Here is a 20,012-nt window from a genome sequence, read left to right on the forward strand (position 1 = left end):
ACATGCCGCGTCGCTTGATCCTCTCGGCCACGGAGCGGGACACCCTGCTTGCGCTGCCGGAAAGCCAGGATGACCTGATCCGCTACTACACCTTCAACGACTCCGACCTGTCGCTGATCCGCCAGCGACGCGGCGACGCCAACCGCCTCGGCTTCGCCGTGCAGCTCTGCCTGCTGCGCTACCCCGGTTACGCGCTGGGAACCGACAGCGAGCTGCCCGAGCCGGTCATCCTGTGGGTGGCGAAGCAAGTCCAGGCCGAGCCGGCGAGCTGGGCAAAGTACGGCGAGCGCGACGTGACCCGTCGCGAGCATGCCCAGGAACTGCGCACCTACCTGCAACTGGCCCCGTTCGGCCTGTCCGACTTCCGCGCCCTGGTGCGCGAGCTAACCGAGCTGGCCCAGCAGACCGACAAAGGCTTGCTGCTGGCCGGTCAGGCCCTGGAGAGCCTACGGCAGAAACGACGCATCCTGCCGGCGCTGAGCGTGATTGACCGGGCCTGCTCGGAAGCCATTGCGCGAGCCAATCGGCGGGTCTACCGCGCCCTGGTCGAACCACTCACGGACTCGCATCGGGCCAAGCTGGACGAGCTGTTGAAGCTCAAGGCCGGCAGCAGCATCACCTGGTTGACCTGGCTGCGCCAGGCACCGCTGAAACCCAACTCTCGGCACATGCTGGAACACATCGAGCGGCTGAAGACATTTCAGTTGGTGGACTTGCCCGAAGGCCTGGGCCGGCACATCCACCAGAACCGCCTGCTCAAGCTGGCCCGCGAGGGTGGGCAGATGACGCCCAAAGACCTCGGTAAGTTCGAGCCGCAGCGCCGCTACGCGACCCTGGCCGCCGTGGTGCTGGAGAGCACCGCGACCGTGATCGATGAGCTGGTCGATCTGCATGACCGCATCCTGGTCAAGCTGTTCAGCGGCGCGAAGCACAAGCATCAGCAGCAGTTCCAGAAGCAGGGCAAGGCGATCAACGACAAGGTGCGCCTGTACTCCAGGATCGGCCAGGCGCTGCTGGAAGCGAAGGAAAGCGGCAGCGACCCCTATGCCGCCATCGAGGCGGTGATTCCCTGGGACGAGTTCACCGAGAGCGTCAGCGAGGCCGAGCTGCTGGCCCGGCCGGAAGGCTTCGACCACCTGCACCTGGTCGGCGAGAACTTCGCCACCCTGCGCCGTTACACGCCGGCCTTGCTGGAGGTGCTGGAACTGCGCGCCGCGCCGGCCGCGCAAGGCGTGCTGGCAGCCGTGCAGACCCTGCGTGAGATGAACGCCGACAACCTGCGCAAGGTGCCGGCCGATGCACCCACGGCCTTCATCAAGCCGCGCTGGAAGCCGCTGGTGATCACCCCGGAAGGCCTCGACCGGAAATTCTACGAAATCTGCGCCCTGTCCGAGCTGAAGAACGCCCTGCGCTCCGGCGACATCTGGGTCAAGGGCTCGCGGCAGTTCCGCGACTTCGACGACTACCTGCTGCCGGCCGAGAAGTTCGCCGCACTCAAGCGCGAGCAGGCCCTGCCCCTGGCGATCAACCCGAACAGCGACCAGTACCTGGAAGAGCGTTTGCAGCTGCTGGACGAGCAGTTGGCCACCGTCACCCGCCTGGCCAAGGACAACGAGCTGCCCGATGCCATCCTCACCGAGTCAGGGCTGAAAATCACCCCGCTGGATGCGGCGGTGCCGGATCGGGCGCAGGCGCTGATCGACCAAACCAGCCAGTTACTGCCGCGCATCAAGATCACCGAACTGCTGATGGACGTGGACGACTGGACGGGCTTCAGCCGCCACTTCACCCACTTGAAGGACGGGGCCGAGGCCAAAGACAGGACGTTGCTGCTGTCCGCAATCCTCGGTGATGCGATCAACCTCGGGCTGACCAAGATGGCCGAGTCGAGCCCCGGCCTGACCTACGCCAAGCTGTCCTGGCTGCAAGCCTGGCACATCCGCGACGAAACCTATTCGGCGGCCTTGGCCGAGCTGGTCAACCACCAGTATCGCCACGCCTTTGCCGCCCACTGGGGCGACGGCACGACCTCATCCTCCGATGGCCAGCGCTTCCGCGCGGGTGGCCGGGGCGAGCACCGGGCACGTCAACCCGAAGTACGGTAGCGAGCCGGGACGGCTGTTCTATACCCATATCTCCGACCAGTACGCGCCGTTCAGCACCCGCGTGGTGAATGTCGGCGTCCGCGATTCCACCTATGTGCTCGACGGCCTGCTGTACCACGAGTCCGACCTGCGGATCGAGGAGCACTACACCGACACGGCCGGCTTCACCGATCACGTCTTTGCCCTGATGCACCTGCTAGGCTTCCGCTTCGCGCCGCGCATCCGCGACCTCGGCGAAACCAAGCTGTACGTGCCGCAGGGCGTGCAAGCCTACCCGACGTTGCGCCCGCTGATCGGCGGCACCCTGAACATCAAGCACGTGCGTGCCCACTGGGACGACATCCTGCGCCTGGCCAGCTCGATCAAGCAGGGCACCGTCACCGCCTCGCTGATGCTGCGCAAGCTCGGCAGCTACCCGCGCCAGAACGGACTGGCCGTGGCCCTGCGCGAGCTGGGCCGGATCGAGCGCACGCTGTTCATCCTGGACTGGCTGCAAAGTGTTGAACTGCGCCGCCGCGTGCATGCCGGCCTGAACAAAGGTGAGGCGCGCAACTCGCTGGCCAGGGCGGTGTTCTTCAACCGCCTTGGGGAAATCAGGGATCGGAGCTTCGAGCAGCAGCGCTACCGGGCCAGCGGCCTCAACCTGGTGACGGCGGCTATCGTGCTGTGGAACACGGTGTACCTGGAACGCGCCACCCAGGGGTTGGTCGAGGCCGGCAAGCCGGTGGACGGCGAGCTGCTGCAATTCCTGTCGCCGCTGGGCTGGGAGCACATCAACCTAACCGGCGATCATGTACAGAACCTTAAGCGGCAAGCGAATTAATAATACCGTCTAACGTGTTGTTTTGCTTGGATTTTCTCTGCCTACTCTTTTTGCCGTTTTTGGATAAATACACCATTGCCCACTCCAACTTCTCTGTTATTTCCTGCCACGCACCATGGATGATGCTCGCCAATATCGGCATTAACCAAAGCGCGCTGTTTTTGGCAATCTTCAGCATCGATAACTCCGCGCTGCCAATCAGCGTCAGCGCCAGCCGACGTTTGACCAGCAAGGCCAGCAAACTAGCCCAGATCAAGCCTTCCGCTATCGCTTTTTGTCGTGTCGCGAACGCCTTCAACCGGTTATGTGATTTCAGCTCTTTGAACAACAGTTCGATCTGCCAACGGCAACGATACAATGCCATCACCTTCTCGGCTGGCCATCGCTCACGCGGAAGATTGGTCATCCATATACAGAACCGTTTTTCCTCTGCAAACCAACGTCTTATGAGTCGATATTTATACTTTCCCGAACTCACATCCAGATCCAGAACCTCGGCTCTGCAGCTTCTCCGATCGATATCCTTGAGCTTTTTTCCGAGTAACTTGGGCATTTCCCTGCCGTCCTGTCGGTAAGCTGCCTGTACTTTGGGATTGAGATTTTGACTCCCTCTGACCAGATAGCTTCCTTTGGCTTTGGTCACATCAGCAAAGTACTCGCGGCTGATGTAACCGGCATCCGCCAATAACAGTTTGTTATTTAACGAATTTTCGGCCGGAAGATGCTTGCGCTCCGATTCGGTATCCGCCGTGATACTCATCGATATCGGCGACTGGTCCAGCAAGGACATGGTCATATGACACTCTACCGCAGCGGGGCTGTGCTTATTGAATCGGCCCGGGAAATGTTCTGCCAATTGCGGATGTAACGCGAATGACGACCCGTCCTGCAGCAGTACCTGCTCAAAGCCTGCCAGTCCGTGGGCGTCCGGTAGACACTCCTTGAGGCGTAAGGCGATGGCTCGTTCAACCAGTGCGCGCATGAACAAGGGAAAACCCTGCTTGCGTAACTGGTTGTGAAAGGGTTTATACGCTATTTGGTCAGTATCATGGAGCTGCAACGCATTGAAATGGCGATGCAAACCAGCAATACCATCCACCTTGTCGCAACCAAGCCCTGAGAGCAGAGCCGGGAGTAGTCTCGCAGGCTGGATATCCCGGAGTCGCTGACAAAAACCGGTAAATTTACCGATCCGGTTGAGTTCAGAAGAGCTAAGAAGTTGCTTGAGGTACTGGGTTGCATTTATAATAGTCATGGCTTCGGGCGTGTCGGTTTTTTTTTGCGATTAAATCAGATCACAAACGAAGCCTTTTTTCTATCTATTTCAATTGGTTGTAGCTAAAGATCCTGTACATGACAGGTCACTGCAGCGGCCAAACTGTTGCCACATCTCAGTTCAGGAGGAAACGCAATGACTCAGGAAAGGATCCAGACCCGCTACCCACTCGGCGGCCCCTTCGCCACCCAGGCTGAGCTGGAGCAGGCCATCACCCAGGCCATAACGACCCACAGACAAGATTTCTTCCCTCTGCTGGAACGGCTGGTGGACGTGGGGGACACCCGGGTCAACCTCAGTCAGGAGAACCCGCTGCGGGTGCTCAGCATCGAACTCGCTGACGGCCGTGAAGGAGTGGCCCATATCAACTACGAGTCCAACTTCGCCGAGAGCTGCCTGATGATCAACGAATACGACCAGCACCAGACCAGCCTGGCCTTTCGCCTCGACGGGGATGCACTTATCTTCGACGTCGAACTGCCGATCGCGTGGAATTTCAATAACTGAAGATTCAGCGGTGTAATGCCGCCTGGTTGCTACACCCGGTCAGCCAGCTCCCCTCACCCTAACCCTCTCCCAAAGGGAGAGGGGATCAGCCCGTGCCAACCTCCAGCCGTGGTAGTCACTCCATACTCTGCTGTTATTTCAGGCGCCTGTAATCTTCCCCATATGGCTGTCATCTGAATAGCAATATCCAGCATATAGCCACCATAACCCTCACTCATGTACAGGATCTTTAGCGGCAACCAATTGAAATAGATATAAAAAAGGCTTCGTTTGTGATCTGATTTTATCGCCAAACAAAATCAACACGCGCGAAGCCTATGACTATTATCAACGCTAATTACTATCTGGAGCAACTCTTGGCTCCCGCCGCACTCGAGCGCATTGCTCGGCTCTGCAAGTTTTGTCTGCGTCAGCGTGCCATTACCCCAGCCATGCTCGTACCTGCACTGCTGCGGGCCATGGGAGGCGACCAGGTCAATGACATTGCCGGTTTACACCGCCATTTCAATGCCTTGCAACTGGTAAACACCCATCAGGTTTCTTACAAACCGTTTCACAATCAGCTGCGCAAAGAGAGCTTTGCCCTGTTTATGAAAGCCCTGGTCGAGCGGGCCATCGCCTTGCGTATCGACCATCAACTCAAAGCAGCCTCCCTCGGCGCGTTCAAGCAGGTGTTACTGCACGATGGCACCTCCTTTGCGGTGCATCGGCGCCTTGCTGCTGATTTTCCCGGCCGGTTCAAGACCATCAGTCCGGCAGCTATCGAGTGCCATATGACCATGTCACTGTCGGAGCAGAGCCCGTTGTGCATGAGTGTGTCTGCCGATACCGCAGGGGAACGGCAATTTCTGCCTGAAGCCCACACGCTGACCAACTGCCTGCTGCTGGCTGACGCAGGTTACATTGACAGGGCTTGGTTTGAGCAGGTGAACGACGCTGGCGGATTTTATCTGGTGCGCGGCACGAAAAGCCTGAACCCCAAGATAATCCAAGCCTGGCGCGGTGATGGACGGGAAGTACCCAAGCTGGCGGGACTATCTCTGAGAGAGGCCGGACGGCGACGCTGTCGGGCCGAGGTACTGGATATGGTGGTGAAGTCCGGCCAGGTCGAGTACCGGTTGATCCGGCGCTGGTTGGGGTCGTCTCAGAAAACGGAATCTATGGTCACTCCCGTTTTTGCAACACCGATTTTGACGACAAGTTGGCTTGCTTGAATCTATCCGGCGTCTGAATGGGATTTTATTCCCGCGCCTTGATGAGTTCCGCGCCTGATGAACCTCCAGAAAATATACGGCTTCAATGAGCCTTTCCGTTTTACAGGTTCCTCAACAGGCCGGTGGGCCGTTAGTATCATCAATATCAGTATTCGCAAAACCAGATCAGTAATTCTTTAAACCGGTGTATTTCTGCCGTTATGCTACATAAGTTTGCTGTCGTGCCGTTAGGGCCCAGGCTATTCTGGCCAGCTTGTTTGCCAGAGCACAAGTGACGACAAAGTTGCTTTTCCGGCACAGTAAATCCCTGACCCAATCGGCCAATTTGCCAGACTGGTGTTCCAGTTTTTGTATGAATACCCTGGCACATTGAACCAACAAAGTTCGGATCTTTTTATTACCTCGCTTACTAATTCCCAGCAATGTCGTCCTACCTCCCGTGCTGTACTGCCGAGGTACAAGCCCTGTTGCCGCCGCAAAGTCACGGCTGCTGGCGTACTGCTTCCCGTCGCCAATCTCAGTTGAAATAGTACTCGCTGTCAGTGTTCCGACGCAGGGAATGCTCAGCAAGCGCTGTCCAACCTCATCTTCGTCCAACTTTCGTTTCAACTGGGATTCCAAATCTTTAATCTGCTCAACAAGATAGTGATAATGCTGTTGTAATTTCAGCAATAACTGGCTGAGGTAAAGAGGCAAACTATTATCCTCAAGAATGGTACTCAGTCGGCTAATAACGGCAGCTCCTCGGGGAACGCTAATGCCAAATTCCAGCAGAAAAGCATGCATTTGATTGGTTGTTTTTACCTTATCCTGAACCAGGGATTCACGGACACGATGCAGAGCCCGCATTGCCTGCTGAGATTCCGTTCTGGGCTGCACAAAACGCATAGACGGACGCGATGCAGCTTCACAAATAGCTTCGGCGTCGACAAAGTCGTTTTTATTGCTTTTAACGAACGGGCGGACAAATTGTGGTGATATCAGCTTTGGGGAATGCCCCAACTCTTCCAACTTGCGTGCCATAAAGTGAGAACCGCCACAGGCTTCCATTGCGATGGTTGTAGCGGGGCATGTCGCCAAAAATTCGATCAACTTTGGCCGGGTAAATTTTTTACGGTAAACAGCCTTCCCGCGACGATCCTGGCAATGAATATGGAAAGAGTTTTTACCCAGATCGATACCAATGAGCGCAATGTTTTCCATGATAGTTCTCCGAATGAAAGCCTGTCCTCAGCATAGTACCGGGAAGGAGGGAGTGACCATCTCATTAAATAAAGCACGCTAAGCGTGCGTGGAGGCTGGCACCCAGCGGTACAGCGTCGGAATGGACACGCCGAGGTTCTTGGCCACGTCCTTGGGCGGCACCCCGCTGGCCAGCAGCTTCTTGGCCGACTCGATCTTGCTGTCGGTCATCTTCGGCTTGCGGCCGCCTTTGCGGCCGAGCTGCTTGGCGACTTCCAGCCCGGCGCGGGTGCGCTCGACGGTCAGCTCGCGCTCCATTTCGGCAAGGCTCGCCATGACGTGGAAGAAGAACCGCCCGGATGGTGTGCCGGTGTCGATGGAGTCGGTGAGGCTCCTGAACTGGACACCGTGCTTGTGCAGATCGCCGACCAGATCGACCAGTTGCTTGACCGACCGGCCCAGCCGGTCGAGCTTCCAGACGACCAAAGTATCGCCTTCGCGCAGCATTTCGAGCGTCTTGGCCAAGCCAGGCCGGTCTGCCCGCGTGCCACTCACCTTGTCCTCGAAGACCTTTTTACATCCGGCCTTGCTCAAGGCTTCGCGTTGCAGCTCCAGGTTCTGATCCTGCGTCGAGACGCGCGCATAGCCAATCAACATGGCTTGTCTCGCGCCCGGTCGATGCGTTCCTGCATCGCCTGCATCACTTCTTCGTGGGTGTACGATCTGGCGTTGGCGTCGGTGGCTTGCCGCAGGGCTTCCTCAACCTCGCGCGTCATCCGCTCGTAATCCTCCGGCCACAGCGCTTGCTCCATGCGCAGCGACGCCTGACCCAGCAGGTGCAGCAGGCTGAACAGCCGCATGTCGTTGGTGGCGACGATGCGCTCCCGAATCTGCTCCTGAATAGCTTCGCTAGCCCGATGCGCTTGTGGTGTGGCAGTCCCCTCGTAGTCAGCGGGGAATTCCGCTTCCTCGGCAATCCTTGCCCAGGCGCTGGCCAGCGCCTCGATGGTTGACGTGCTCATTTCCGCCGCTCCTGTGCTCTTTGGCGAATCAACCGGCCAAGGGGCCTCGACGCGAAAACCAGCAGCATCACGCCTATCGGATACCAGGTCGAGAAGACCACCAAGGCATCGAAGGCTGGCCGTCCGGTGTTGGTAGGCAGTACGGCGGTCACAGCCATCAACCCGCCGACCGTCCAGATGATGCGCCACACGTAGGGCATCACGCGGGGCACGTAGCCGTCATCGAAAGCGGTCTGGTAGTAGCGGCGCAGGCCGCGCTCGGCAAGCGCCTGGCGCTGCCGCTCCGACAGCGCATCCGTCCGGCCATACCAGCGCCGGAATGGTGGACAGCGCAGCAGCAAAGGGGTGAAGAGGATCATCACCGCCACGATCGCGACACCCCACGCCATGACGGCGCCGGCATCGGGCCGCTTGGCGTTCTCGATCACGGGCGCGAAGACGCCCGGAGCACCGATCATCCAGAACAGCGCAATGTGCTGATGGAAGGAGAGCTTCATTTGCTCATCCACTTGCGCAGCAGGCGCTTTTTCAGGGAGGCGCGTTCTTGCGGGTTGCGTCCCTTGTGATTGGCGATGCGATCCGCCGTGGCGGCCTGGCGCTTGACGGGCCAGTAGGAGCGGCCATCCTTGCCCATCGACCAGACGCTGCTGGCCTGGTTTTCCAGCAGGGGCAGATGGGCGCTCAGGGCTTCGGGCGACGCGCTGGTCAGCGCCGTGCGCTCACGGGTGCGCCAGCGCTGATGCCAGAGCTTCTTGTCCTCGCGCTCGCTGCCGCAGGTCGTGTGCCCGACGATGGGTGTTTTGCGGCGGCTGCGGCTCATAACGTAGTGGTCTCCAAGAACATTCAGGACTGATCCCAGGCGTCGATGGTCAAGACCTGATCGGCAGGATCTGTACCGGGCCGTCGACAGCCGGGGCCGCACTGTCGATTTTTATCTCTCCTCCCGTCGTAACAGCAAAGCTGCATACCGGTTTCTGGGTAAAATCCTCAACAACGTGAAGAAGTGGCAGATCCCGCGATTCATCAACACGGATAAAGCGCCCGCCTATGGTCGCGCGCTTGCTCTGCTCAAACGCGAAGGCCGGTGCCCGTCTGACGTTGAACACCGACAGATTAAGTACCGGAACAACGTGATTGAATGCGATCATGGCAAACTGAAACGGATAATCGGCGCCACGCTGGGATTTAAATCCATGAAGACGGCTTACGCCACCATCAAAGGTATTGAGGTGATGCGTGCACTACGCAAAGGCCAGGCCTCAGCATTTTATTATGGTGATCCCCTGGGCGAAATGCGCCTGGTAAGCAGAGTTTTTGAAATGTAAGGCCTTTGAATAAGACAAAAGGCTGCCTCATCGCTAACTTTGCAACAGTGCCATTTTTTGTTATATAACCTGCCCTTGTTGGCGCAATGAACAGGTTATTCAGCGAGGGGGTTAATACGAAGAACTCCAGTCTTTTCCCATCTCCCAACGAGTTTGCCAGTGCTGCAGGTAGGTATTTGCCAGAACAGGATAATCCCGGATGACCAGAGCATTTTCGGAGTTACTGCGCGCCGCCGCCCGGCTGAAGTTGAACGAGCCTGTTTCGACGTTACGGCCGTCAGTGATGATGACTTTGTCATGCATGATTTTGAACTGGCTGACGGTACGTACCGGGATGCCGGCATTCACCAGCAGATTCATTGCAGCCACACCAGCACTGCCTTTTGTACTGTTCGCTTTCCAGTCAAGAACAGCCTTCACATCTACCCCACGCTGTTTTGCCTGAATCAACGCCCGGGTGACCTCCGGCGATGTAAAGCTGTACCCCATCAGACGAATACTTTCCTGTGCGGTATCGATAGTGTTCAGCACCAGCTGCAGCGCAGAACCCTCGGGTGAAAATCCTGCCTGTACCGTTGGCTGAGCGACTGCACCACCTGAAACTATTAAACAGACCGCCAGGAGACCAGACACTGTTGAACGTTTCATTCTTTATTTCCCCTGCGCTTTATTAATCGCCTGCTGGATATTTTCAGCCTCAGTCATTCCAGCGAAAACCGTCGTATTATCTTCTGTTGCCCCCTTAACGGGCATGATGACAATACCCGGAGTCCCGGTCAAACCAATGGTGGTGGCAATATCATTGATATCGGTCAGCGTGGAATTAATTTCATCGATCGTGTTTTTACTGAACTTCATATTTTCTGAATATTTCCCGATAGCATCCTGGGTTAGTTTTCCTTCATTAAGTCCGGAGCTATAAATGCCATTGTGATATTTGAGGTAAGCCTCCTCGCCTTTTTCTTTCCAGACCTGCAATCCGGTTTTCGCTGCCAGTAAAGATTCTGGCCAGCGGCTGCCAAACACCGGCCACTCCATGAAGAAGTAGCGCACGTTCGTGTTGGCCTTCATGACCTTCTCCAGCTCAGGCGCCAGCCGACTGCACCAGATACACTGATAATCAAAGAACTCGACCACCATGACAGATCCGCCTTCTGCTCCCCAGGAGGGGATACGCTTATCCGCCATTATCCGGGCCTGTTGTGCGATAGCGGCCGATTTCAATTCCCGGGTCTGTTTTTCCTGTTGTTCCTGCTGTAATGACTCACTCATCTGGATAAGAATTTCCGGATGAGCACGCATATAATCTGCGGCTATTTCGCCTATCCGCTTTTCCTGCTCGGGAGTAAATGCAGAACTCGTGTCGCTCGCAAATGAAGGTAAGGAATTAAATAACATGGCGGTAATAAGCGGAGCTGCTAAAACAGTTTTAAGCTTCATAAATATCCTTTTCAATGACAAAGTGTAACGTGCAGATATTATCACTCTGCCAGCGTATTCAATTACGCGGGCAGAGTTAAAAAGGGAATACAGATTAAATAAAAAGAATTAATACAATTTAAATGATTTCATTCTGAATTCTGGCCTGTTGCTGTCGCTGTTTTTCAAGACGCAGCTGAGCATACTTTTCTTCATCCGGGGTCACGACACTCACCGGGTTACCGTGTAAGTCAACTCGTTCAGCACCGGCGATCATCGATGACAGGTAAAGTTCAGACCGTGTAATACTTTTCAGGCATTTAATGACCTGTTTATGGGACAACGGTATTCCCCGTTCGGCAATATCCTCAAAAAAGGCCTCCCGGATGCCGATGGCCAGCAGGTGAGGCGCTTCCCCTTTGAACAGCCCAGGCCACCACACCTTCAGGGTATCAATCGCATCCTGCACCTCCGGCAGGCAAAGATAACGAACTGGACGGACGATCCTTTCCGGTTTGTCCGGTGTCTTCGACACGGGGGCAGCAGGTGCCACCGGTTCCGTTTTTCTGGCCAGTTTCTCTTTCTTCACTTTCCATGCCGGCGGGGTGGTCACATTCACCACCTGTTTACGGCGGACAACACGGGCTGTATCAGCACCGGATTCCGGTGTTTTCTCCCCCGGCTTTCGTTTCAGGCTGAGAGTGGGACGTTTATCTTCCGTCATAGGTTAAGGTTTTCCTGCAGTTAATACTGTGCGGGTAAGATACGCCAGGTTGCCTGCCTGATCATCCTTCTGCCTGTCGCCCGACTACTTTCTGTCCGTCACCCGACCAGAATACCGAGCACCGCAAGGTGAATAGTGTAAAACAGGACAAAAAAATGCGCTGGCCAGAATCGCTTAACCTGCTTCCCGATATCCGAGCAGACTCCCACGACCAGAAGTGCAATTGCCAACCCCGCCACGGCCTGCCCGGCATCCTGGATATTCATAAGCAAAACCATGACCGCCCAGAGTAAAGCATAGCCTGTTCTTTCCACCGGCTCTGTGGCACGACAAAGCCGGTAACTGTTGATCAGCATGAATACTCCGGCCAGACCATAGCTGTCAGTGGAGAGCGGTAACCAGGCCACCACTATCGCGAGCGCCAGCAGCATATCGTTGCGGCTTCTCAGGCTAAACCAGCGCATCGCCTGTCCGGTAACGGCGAACGTAAAGAGGATATTCCCCATATACCAGGGATACCCCACCAGAATAAATGACCCCTGAGCTATCAGCGCCCAGCACCAGAGTTGGTTCAGTTGTGACTGGCGAATGACAGCGTGCCGGGCCAGGTTCATTCCCCAGACAAGCCCGAACAGCGGAAAGCAACCGCGGCCCAGCAGTCTCATGACTTCATTGTTTCCTGCCAGTAGAAGACCGGTATGATCAATCACCATCAGTACCAGAGCGACGGTTTTAATCATATCCGTCTGTCCGGGAGTCCAGGTCAAAAGGCGTTGCAGCCAACTGTCCGTCATGCTGAGAAAGGTACCCTGTGCTCTCATATCATATTCCTTTTTAGCGCTCCGGCAGGTTTCCCGATTTTAATCGGGGAACATGCCGGAGCAGACAAGCCGCAGGCGCGTCAGTCGCCTCCGAGTGTTTTTTCCCGGGTCAGATCCCGGACCATATCCCGTTCAATTTGCTGCAATCTGTCCTGCTGCTGATTATCGGCTACCACTTTCTGAACAGCCTCATTTCTGAGACGGTTTTCTGGTTCATCCGGAAGCTGGAATCGTTCATGCTGCCCCTTCTGTCGTTCCAGACCGCGAACCACATCCGTGATAATGTCCTTGATCTGCTCACCCACTTCGTCCTGTTTACGCTTTTCACCGGTCAGTTCACGAGCCGTTTCCTGTGCCTGCTTTTCAATCTGCTTGCGTTGCAGTTCTTCTGCCGTTTTTTGAGCAAGCAGGTCAGGTGGTAGCGGAATATTTGCACCGCTCCCCCCCGTAACCACGGCGTCTATATCGCCCCAGACCCTGCCGCCGGTGATGGCGCCAGGGTTCCATGGACGGTCGTCGCCGGCAAGGCGAACCACCACGCCACTGTCCGGATTATCCCGGGCAATTCTGACGCCCTCTCCCATGTTCCCGGCGAGCAGGCTTTCCCCATTCCTGCTTCCCTGCAGGGCGACAAAACGGGCCTCTTCATTCCCCATAACCCGCCCTTCCCCACCGATAGCCTGCAATCGCCCATCCTTATCCGTCAGTGGGCTCAGCCATATCCCGGCGGATTTTCCATTACGGTCAAATGCAGGTAACGCGACATGCGGTAACGGATACTTTTTCCCCGGGGAGATAAATTTCCCTGTGGACTGCCCGCGGGCAATACCTGATTGTTGCAGTGCTGCACGTCCGGCCGGACTCTCCGTCAGGGGAATGGCGCGACCAAACAGCTGCTCTGCGCTTTTAACAGCGCGATCATTAAGAGGCTCCAGAACATCATGCGCGCTGGCTTTCTCCTGAGAACGGCTTACCGCATCCGTCCATCCTTTCCGGTCATCGGTATATACCTGCGTATGCTGTTTCATACGGGAGAGCGCTACATACGCTGATTCGAAGCTGACCATCCGCTCCCTGGCGCCAGTCACACCTTCCAGTTCAATTGAAAAGGGCTCGCTTGCCCCCTGCGCACCGTGTGTGGTGATGGCATAAGCCAGATCAACATGCGCTTCAGCTTTATCCGCAGCGGGCGTTACCGTTCGGGTACTTTTTCCGTCATTCAGCGTGACACTGTCACCAGATATGCTTTCTACCCGCCACACACTATTCGCCACGTAGCCACGTTCGGTATCACTTTTACTGAAGCGCATTCTGTCGCCGGGCGAAACGGTAATACTCTCCTGGCGGTATAACGTGACACCTTCTGCAGAAGCCTCTCGCGGTGAAATCAGGCGTTCGGTACCTTCGTCACTACGAAGCGTAATCAGCTGGTCTGCTTTACTGACGCCCACTATCTGGTGATACTGGTTATCCACTAATGCGATGGCACCTTTATGTGCTTCCCAGGTCGAAACCTTACGTAGTTCGCCATCCCGGATATTACTGGTCACCAGAACTGGCAGCGTGACACTGTCTTCCCCGAGCTCACCGTTCCGCATTTTTTCATCATGGAGCATACGGTTCAGCACCCGGCGGTCATCATTCAGGTGGGTAATAATCAACGTTTGTGCCTGAGCACTTTCCGTGCGTCCGGTATAGTCCCTTACGATGGCGTCATAGAGACTGACGGGCGAGATATCAGGAAGAACTTCGCCTTCACCGATGGCTTTCTGAATCGCTTTCTCCTGTTCTGGCGTGAATTCCATGACTGAGCTTTCAGGTACCCATGCGTTCTCCTTTCGGGGAACCTGGGCGGGTTCGACTCTTTCAATGGTGGAAAGTGCACTGTGTATATCCCGGTCAATAAGGCTGTACACCGCCGGGCGGAGTTCAGGCACCTGTCGCACGATCTCCTGCATGATGGCCACATCGGCCGCACTGCGCTTCTGCATAAGCCGGAAAGGCTGACCGGGGGCAATAGACTGCAGCTGATCAGTATCACCGCTGGAAACCGCACGGCCACCACCGGCCGCGATCAGACTCATGGCCTTTGCCGTATCGGATAGCCCCAGCATCGAACTCTCATCCACCAGGAAAAGTGTGTTGCTGAAATCCGGAGTCTGGCCGCTTCGCATCAGAAGCTGTGTATCATGCAGGAAAGAGGCTGTGGTCTGTGCCTCCACACCGGCGCTCTGCATTTCTCCCACCGCACGGTGTGTTGGTCCGAGGCCGATTACCTTCGGACGGGAGTCTTCCGGCAACAAATTCACCGCCGACATCACCGCCCGGAACTGCGTGGTTTTACCCACGCCGGCATAACCCTGAACCAGAGTGAACCTGTCCCGGGTTTCCAGGATCATACGGGTGGCATTTCGTTGTCCCGATGTCAGCCCTTCCATCAGCGAACCTGGTACTTTCGCCATTAACGGCGTAACGGCGTTCTTACCCTCAAGCACCATCGTGAGCAAACTTTTCTCTGCATCCCAGGTCTGCCGGGAAATCAGCAGATCGTTGCCATGACCGGCAGCGACAGGAACGTGCAGCAGATCGCCTGATTTAATCTGTTCTCCTATAGTTTTCTCGATATCAGAGAACGGAACGGTACCGTCAGAAAACTCATGAGCGGCGACAAGTAACTGAGGCCGGGTAAACGTGAGCTTATCGCTTTCCAGCGACGGAACCGCCAGATGGATTGCCTGTTCAGCCGGTGTATGCAGCTGGCTTTTCTGGTGAGCAATTGCTGCGCTGATATCCTGCTCGCCCGCACGGGTTTTCAGCTGTTCGGTTACCACACTGAACGCTGTATGGCGCCCGAGTTTCTCAACCGTTTTTTGCTCATTCTGCGCAGAGTACAGTCGAACCTGGCTGCCGCTCTGCGCCAGGGCATTGAGGGTGGCATTGTCCAGTTCACGCTGTGACAATGAGGCGAACACCGTTGCGGTTTCACTGACTGACCTGCCCGGGTTTTCCACCCAGCCGTGACCGACCTTGATCCCTGTAAAGGGCGTATTGCCGGCGGCCAGCTTCTGGGTGGTCTTCTGACCGGGGTGCTGTACGGTCAGGACACCATTCTCCGCTTTCAGCACCTGAACCGTATCGCCCCCCTTCAGCCGGGTTTCCGGAATTTTCCCCAGAATGGCCAGCCGTTCTCCTTCCGCCACAGGCAACTGCTGAGGACGAAACAGCGTCCAGGTATTATCAACGGCGGAGACTTTGAGATTCAGTGATTCTCCCTTTTCATCTTTCAGGGTCAGGGTATTACTGACAGCGGTCACGCGATCGATAATAAACCGGTCATGGATGCGTTTTTCCGGATCCCAGCGCTCCATCACCATTCCCTCACGATAATTATCGCGGATACCCCGGTTTTTACTGTCCAGCCAGACCGGCGTCAGCGCCGTAATGGTTTCCTCATGACTGCCTATCAGGCCTTCATTTCTGAGATTTTCACGGATTAGCCCTGTCAGGATCCCCTGCTCCCGGGGACCGCGTATCTGAACCACGCTTTCCTGACCATCCCGGACGCTGGCAACAAAGTCACTGGCCATTCTGGTAAAGCGTTGATTCCTGTCCGGCTCGCTGATAACCGATGCTGTAGTCTGCTTTCCACCCTGCCATTTATACGCCGTCACACCACTCTCTTTCATGACGGTCAGCGCGCTGCCGGTACCGCTTCGTTTTCCACTGTCTGACATCAGGATCTGAACATTATTACGCATGGCGCCATCGAGCAGATTGATGGTTTCTTTCAGGCTGAGTTTTTCAGCCTGGTCGATTATCAACGTCCCTCCTGGAACAAAGGCAGTACCGTCCTGCAGAGCGCTTTTACCAGTGATGATTTCGCCTGCAAGTTTTTCTTCTTTCAGCAGAAACTCCAGGGAACGGTTATCTGCCGCGATGATATGGACATCCCGTCCCTGCTCACGTGCCATCATGGCCATTTCAGTCACTCGTTCGCGTTGCCCTGCAGCCCCACCTTGACCCGATACAATCCCGATTGCAGGGCGATCCTGAGCCAGAACGGTAACCGCATCACTGAACGACGTCTGACGCGCGGTTGCCTTTTCCGGGACCATACTGACGTGGTTCTGGCGTAATACTTCCTGGCTCAGGGCTCTGACGGATAATTCATCGAGAACATGTATCCCGGAGGTGAAAATCCCTTTTTCCCGGTCAAGCGGGATAAGTTGTTCCCTCCCAATGGCGGCTTCAATACCGGCTCTTGCCGTCTCGATGACACCCGGGCGGGCCTCCATCTGGCTGACCGTTCTGGCCAGCAACTCCGTATAGGTAAACTGAACTTTACGATCGCTTAACCCGGAAATAGCCTGCGTAACTATATCGTCAACATTTGGTCCAGCTGGCGCTTCCGGAGAAGGAACTTCCCGTTGTGTTTTCGCCCGCTGATCGGCAGCCTCACGATATTCCTTAAGGTTAAACCCGGTCTCTTTCAGAGTGGAAAGCCACTCCGTCACCTTCTGTGCCGGGTCGAGAGTTTCCTTCGCTTTGCGGGTATCGAGAGTGGCCACATCCCGAGATTTCAGTGATGCATCGGGACCGGCAGCGGCATTGATTTCCTGGGTACGCGTCGAGAAAGGCTCAACGGGAACGTCTTTCATCTCCCACATACCGTGCTTGCCGACCACCTCTGTTTCATACCCCAGCCCCTCAACCAGGGGTTTCAGCACTTCACGGTATATTTTTCCGAACGCAATCTGGTTGGCATACACGTTTTCGATAAAACCGGTTTTTCCTACCGTATCGGTACCCAGCGACTGCCATTTATCGCCATTCTGTGTAGCATTTATCACCACCGCATGAGTATGAATCTGAGGCTCCTGGTTGCGGTTGGTATCGTGGTTAAATTTCGCCACAATCAGGTTGCCGGTCAGCACTGTTTCAGATTTTCCGTCCACCATCACCCTGGTAGCTGCGAGGGTTTCAACCTGACGAATAGCTTCAGTGACCGCCTGGTTATGCGCCTCGATAAGGCGTTTGTCACCACCCAGCATAGCCATGACGGATACACTTTTTGGCGCGGAAAAGGTCAGGTCATAACCAGGGCGGTGTTTATTCATACCGTCCTGGATCCGGCTCAGGTCGCTGCCATCCGGCAGCTTCCCTTTCAACAGTTCGGTAAACAGGGCCTTATCCACGGTTTTTCCTTCAAGGCCCAGCGCCTCAGCACCTTTCCCCTGCCAGCGTTCATCCATGCTGCCGATAACGTAATAATTATCTTCTTTGGTGTAATAATCTCCGGCTTTACCCGCGGATTTCACTGAACCAATTGACATCATCAGAAGTTACTCCCCAGATTGATATCATCACGATCAACATGATGACTATGGTTGATGTTGACCTCTTCACGACGATGCATATCCCTCAAAACATCAGAACTGGACTGCCACTCATCCCAGGCATTCATATCCTCAATTTCCCCGTCTTTATTCACGCCCGGGGGTAATGGAAGTTGTTCTTCAGGTTTTTCATGAAGTTCCTGTTCAACACCGCCAGCCTGGGTCACCGATGCGCTTGCGGCGGCTGCCGCTGCACTTGCAGGTTTGTGGAACGTGTTACTGGCAGTAACCGGCGGAACTTTTGCCTTATCCTCCTGAGGGGTGGGTACGGCCGCTACCGGTGACGCAGGCTTTTCGTCGGTCTTCTCAACCGGCACAGTTTCAACCGGATCTGGCATAAACAAAATCCGGGCGCTCTGCCCTTCAGCTTCACGCGCAGCAAGCACCGCAGCCAGCTTGTCATCAATAGCCTGATTGAGCTGGCGTGGAATAAAGCCTTCGGCAATTTTGGGGCGGGGTTTATATTTCAGTGCCAGTTTAACTGCCGGATATGGCCCGGGCAGCGTGACGTAACAGGATAAATCCGGCAGGGTCTGGATATCGGAATAGCTGACAATCGTTTCCCGTTTCTGCTCCTTACCGGTGGATACCCCATCACGTACCGGGTCAGCACCGTAGGAGTAGTTCTCACTTGCCTTCTTGATCTCTTTCTCACCTATTTCGCCAGCAGCAAATTCAGCAATACCTTTACTGGGCGAGCGGAAGAATGCGCGAGTATTCATCACGTCGAACAAGGTTGCTGCGGGTTTCACGCCATAGATATCTTCCAGCTGGGCGTAGGACTGAATCCCGAATACATAGCAGCCACCGAATTTTCGGGCTTCCGGGAGGATCTCCACCAGGTCCGGTAACTTATGCAATGTCGGTAATTCGTCTGCAAAAATCCAGACACGACGGTTACGGTTTTCCCCCATTGCCAGCAGACCGCGAATGGCAATCGACAGCCACATCGAGATAACCGGCTTCAGGGAAGCGTGGGTGTCAGCGTTGGAGGAGATAAACAGCCAGCCGTTGGGCTGGTCCTCACGGACACTGCGCATCCAGTCCCGGATGGTGAACGGCTCGCCGTTCTTCTCAATGCCCTGCAGGTAGCGAATGGCCTTAACGTAGTTGGTCAGCACCGCACGGATACTGATGGCGGTTTTCTCAATCTTCTCTTCCACCAGGTTTGCCGCTGGCGTATTCTGCAGATAGGCGCGCAGCTTGTCGATCTTGATGGAGAGCATCGTATCAACCAGCTTCTCATAGCTGCGGTCCTTGTCCTCACGCATCAGGTAGGCACCTTCGGCAAAGATGGTGCGACCGGAACCCTGCCAGAACGGGTCCTCTTTGGTTCCCATCGGAATCAGGGTATTAGAGACGTTGTCGAAATCCGGCAGCGTCAGGCACTCTTTCCACAAATCCCAGGCTGCACAGCGCGAATCCAGCGGGTTGAGAATTTTATCAATAGACGGGTCGTAATAACTTTTGACGAACTCACAGGAGCGGTCGTAGATGATGGCCATATCCCCACGGGCACGGACATAATTTAACAGTCGTCGGATAACTTCTGATTTACCGGAACCAACAGTACCATGAAGACAGAAATTCTGAATTTCGGAGTTTAGTAAAATAGGCAGGTCACCGATTTTAATATCAGAGGCCATACCATCCCGCTTCATCTTTCTGGCTACTTCTTTTGGCTTTTCTGATAGCTGACGGCCTCCCGTCACTTCATCTTCACTTTGTTGTTTCCCCTGATGACCTAATACCCAGCTGGCGACAAAGAAAGCAACAATACAAATAATCAGGGAAACTGTTCCGGCAAAGACAAACCCGGTCCACAACTGCTCCCCACACCAGATAGTGTATTTATCCTTGAGTATTTGCTCCGACGTATACTGCAACTGTTGTCCATAATAATTAATGGTATATACGGGCTGAGACCGGATGATATCTCTCATCGGTCCAAGCGTTGTACACCACCAGTATACGGCACCGTTAACAAAGGTTTGCCAACTCAGGCGATACATTAATATCAGCCCGCAAAGCACCCAAAAAAAGAGGAACAGTACATATAGAATAATATTGGCAATCTGACCAAACATACGAAAACGCATGCTCGCTATTTGACCGCCCTGTGTCATATCTTTGGCGTTAAAACTCATGGCAATAATCCATCAATTAACCACTGAAAAGAATTCCGGCCGCAGCCGGCA

Annotated in this window: 13 protein-coding genes and 3 pseudogenes; 4 read left to right on the top strand and 12 right to left on the bottom strand. The window is 55.3% G+C overall.

Features of this window, described 5'->3' with window-relative positions; all coding sequences use genetic code 11:
• The first annotated feature begins 2 nt into the window (after nt 1-2).
• Nucleotides 3-2,928: pseudogene (locus tag ACLHV9_RS25915) on the top strand (Tn3-like element TnAs1 family transposase).
• Here the strand turns inward: ACLHV9_RS25915 and ACLHV9_RS25920 are convergent.
• The gene (locus ACLHV9_RS25920) at nt 2,909-4,183 is read right to left on the bottom strand and encodes an IS4-like element ISApu2 family transposase (RefSeq protein ID WP_045892401.1); all 1,275 of its coding nucleotides are present in this window, start codon (nt 4,181-4,183) and stop codon (nt 2,909-2,911) included. The pseudogene ACLHV9_RS25915 and the gene ACLHV9_RS25920 sit on opposite strands and share 20 nt — an antisense overlap.
• Nucleotides 4,184-4,339: 156 nt before the next feature.
• Between ACLHV9_RS25920 and ACLHV9_RS25925 the strand changes: the two genes are divergently transcribed.
• Together ACLHV9_RS25925 and ACLHV9_RS25930 are read left to right on the top strand one after the other, a co-directional pair.
• Entirely contained in the window at nt 4,340-4,711 is a 372-nt protein-coding gene (locus ACLHV9_RS25925; RefSeq protein WP_206805996.1) for a hypothetical protein, read from the top strand.
• A gap of 317 nt (nt 4,712-5,028) precedes the next feature.
• Nucleotides 5,029-5,862, top strand: a pseudogene (locus ACLHV9_RS25930) (IS4 family transposase); the annotation flags it as partial.
• 261 nt (nt 5,863-6,123) lie between these two features.
• On the opposite strand, the gene ACLHV9_RS25935 reads toward ACLHV9_RS25930, so the two are convergent.
• The 5 genes from ACLHV9_RS25935 to ACLHV9_RS25955 form a co-directional block, all read right to left on the bottom strand.
• Nucleotides 6,124-7,128 carry an IS110-like element IS4321 family transposase gene (locus ACLHV9_RS25935; protein ID WP_000427623.1) on the bottom strand — a complete coding sequence of 335 codons (1,005 nt, stop codon included), beginning with the start codon at nt 7,126-7,128 and terminating at the stop codon, nt 6,124-6,126.
• Nucleotides 7,129-7,206: 78 nt separating this feature from the next.
• Nucleotides 7,207-7,764 (bottom strand): recombinase family protein, encoded by a 558-nt coding sequence (locus tag ACLHV9_RS25940; protein WP_003100847.1) that lies wholly within the window; start codon nt 7,762-7,764, stop codon nt 7,207-7,209.
• Nucleotides 7,758-8,129 carry a hypothetical protein gene (locus ACLHV9_RS25945; RefSeq protein ID WP_003100853.1) on the bottom strand — a complete coding sequence of 124 codons (372 nt, stop codon included), beginning with the start codon at nt 8,127-8,129 and terminating at the stop codon, nt 7,758-7,760. The genes ACLHV9_RS25940 and ACLHV9_RS25945 overlap by 7 nt, the downstream gene beginning before the upstream one ends.
• Nucleotides 8,126-8,626 (bottom strand): hypothetical protein, encoded by a 501-nt coding sequence (locus ACLHV9_RS25950; protein WP_003100856.1) that lies wholly within the window; start codon nt 8,624-8,626, stop codon nt 8,126-8,128. Before ACLHV9_RS25950 ends, ACLHV9_RS25945 begins: the two co-directional genes overlap by 4 nt.
• Nucleotides 8,623-8,949 carry a hypothetical protein gene (locus ACLHV9_RS25955; protein ID WP_003100858.1) on the bottom strand — a complete coding sequence of 109 codons (327 nt, stop codon included), beginning with the start codon at nt 8,947-8,949 and terminating at the stop codon, nt 8,623-8,625. The genes ACLHV9_RS25950 and ACLHV9_RS25955 overlap by 4 nt, the downstream gene beginning before the upstream one ends.
• A gap of 70 nt (nt 8,950-9,019) precedes the next feature.
• Here ACLHV9_RS25955 and ACLHV9_RS25960 point away from each other — a divergent pair.
• A pseudogene (locus ACLHV9_RS25960) lies at nt 9,020-9,454 on the top strand (IS6-like element IS26 family transposase); the annotation flags it as partial.
• A 111-nt stretch (nt 9,455-9,565) separates the two neighbouring features.
• Here ACLHV9_RS25960 and ACLHV9_RS25965 read toward each other — a convergent pair.
• The 6 genes from ACLHV9_RS25965 to traD form a co-directional block, all read right to left on the bottom strand.
• The gene (locus ACLHV9_RS25965) at nt 9,566-10,102 is read right to left on the bottom strand and encodes a phospholipase D family protein (protein WP_001568070.1); all 537 of its coding nucleotides are present in this window, start codon (nt 10,100-10,102) and stop codon (nt 9,566-9,568) included.
• Between the two features lie 3 nt (nt 10,103-10,105).
• Nucleotides 10,106-10,894 carry a DsbA family protein gene (locus ACLHV9_RS25970; RefSeq protein WP_023332874.1) on the bottom strand — a complete coding sequence of 263 codons (789 nt, stop codon included), beginning with the start codon at nt 10,892-10,894 and terminating at the stop codon, nt 10,106-10,108.
• A gap of 118 nt (nt 10,895-11,012) precedes the next feature.
• Nucleotides 11,013-11,597, bottom strand: coding sequence for a fertility inhibition protein FinO (locus tag ACLHV9_RS25975; RefSeq protein WP_023332873.1), 585 nt, complete (start codon nt 11,595-11,597; stop codon nt 11,013-11,015).
• A gap of 98 nt (nt 11,598-11,695) precedes the next feature.
• Nucleotides 11,696-12,418 carry a type-F conjugative transfer system pilin acetylase TraX gene (gene traX / locus ACLHV9_RS25980; RefSeq protein WP_023332872.1) on the bottom strand — a complete coding sequence of 241 codons (723 nt, stop codon included), beginning with the start codon at nt 12,416-12,418 and terminating at the stop codon, nt 11,696-11,698.
• Nucleotides 12,419-12,498: 80 nt separating this feature from the next.
• Entirely contained in the window at nt 12,499-17,754 is a 5,256-nt protein-coding gene (gene traI, locus ACLHV9_RS25985; protein ID WP_200525851.1) for a conjugative transfer relaxase/helicase TraI, read from the bottom strand.
• A complete protein-coding gene (gene traD / locus ACLHV9_RS25990; protein ID WP_023332870.1) occupies nt 17,754-19,961 on the bottom strand; it encodes a type IV conjugative transfer system coupling protein TraD in 2,208 nt (735 codons plus the stop codon). Before traD ends, traI begins: the two co-directional genes overlap by 1 nt.
• Nucleotides 19,962-20,012 lie beyond the last annotated feature (51 nt).

The sequence above is a fragment of the Enterobacter sp. CPE_E890 genome (assembly GCF_046521475.1).
Lineage (GTDB): Bacteria > Pseudomonadota > Gammaproteobacteria > Enterobacterales > Enterobacteriaceae > Enterobacter > Enterobacter adelaidei.

Bases quoted from the DNA above. Each gene is read 5' to 3' on its own strand.
- ACLHV9_RS25920 (WP_045892401.1), bottom strand. From the start codon at position 4,183: ATGACTATTATAAATGCAACCCAGTACCTCAAGCAACTTCTTAGCTCT.
- ACLHV9_RS25925 (WP_206805996.1), top strand. From the start codon at position 4,340: ATGACTCAGGAAAGGATCCAGACCCGCTACCCACTCGGCGGCCCCTTC.
- ACLHV9_RS25935 (WP_000427623.1), bottom strand. From the start codon at position 7,128: ATGGAAAACATTGCGCTCATTGGTATCGATCTGGGTAAAAACTCTTTC.
- ACLHV9_RS25940 (WP_003100847.1), bottom strand. From the start codon at position 7,764: ATGTTGATTGGCTATGCGCGCGTCTCGACGCAGGATCAGAACCTGGAG.
- ACLHV9_RS25945 (WP_003100853.1), bottom strand. From the start codon at position 8,129: ATGAGCACGTCAACCATCGAGGCGCTGGCCAGCGCCTGGGCAAGGATT.
- ACLHV9_RS25950 (WP_003100856.1), bottom strand. From the start codon at position 8,626: ATGAAGCTCTCCTTCCATCAGCACATTGCGCTGTTCTGGATGATCGGT.
- ACLHV9_RS25955 (WP_003100858.1), bottom strand. From the start codon at position 8,949: ATGAGCCGCAGCCGCCGCAAAACACCCATCGTCGGGCACACGACCTGC.
- ACLHV9_RS25965 (WP_001568070.1), bottom strand. From the start codon at position 10,102: ATGAAACGTTCAACAGTGTCTGGTCTCCTGGCGGTCTGTTTAATAGTT.
- ACLHV9_RS25970 (WP_023332874.1), bottom strand. From the start codon at position 10,894: ATGAAGCTTAAAACTGTTTTAGCAGCTCCGCTTATTACCGCCATGTTA.
- ACLHV9_RS25975 (WP_023332873.1), bottom strand. From the start codon at position 11,597: ATGACGGAAGATAAACGTCCCACTCTCAGCCTGAAACGAAAGCCGGGG.
- traX (WP_023332872.1), bottom strand. From the start codon at position 12,418: ATGAGAGCACAGGGTACCTTTCTCAGCATGACGGACAGTTGGCTGCAA.
- traI (WP_200525851.1), bottom strand. From the start codon at position 17,754: ATGATGTCAATTGGTTCAGTGAAATCCGCGGGTAAAGCCGGAGATTAT.
- traD (WP_023332870.1), bottom strand. From the start codon at position 19,961: ATGAGTTTTAACGCCAAAGATATGACACAGGGCGGTCAAATAGCGAGC.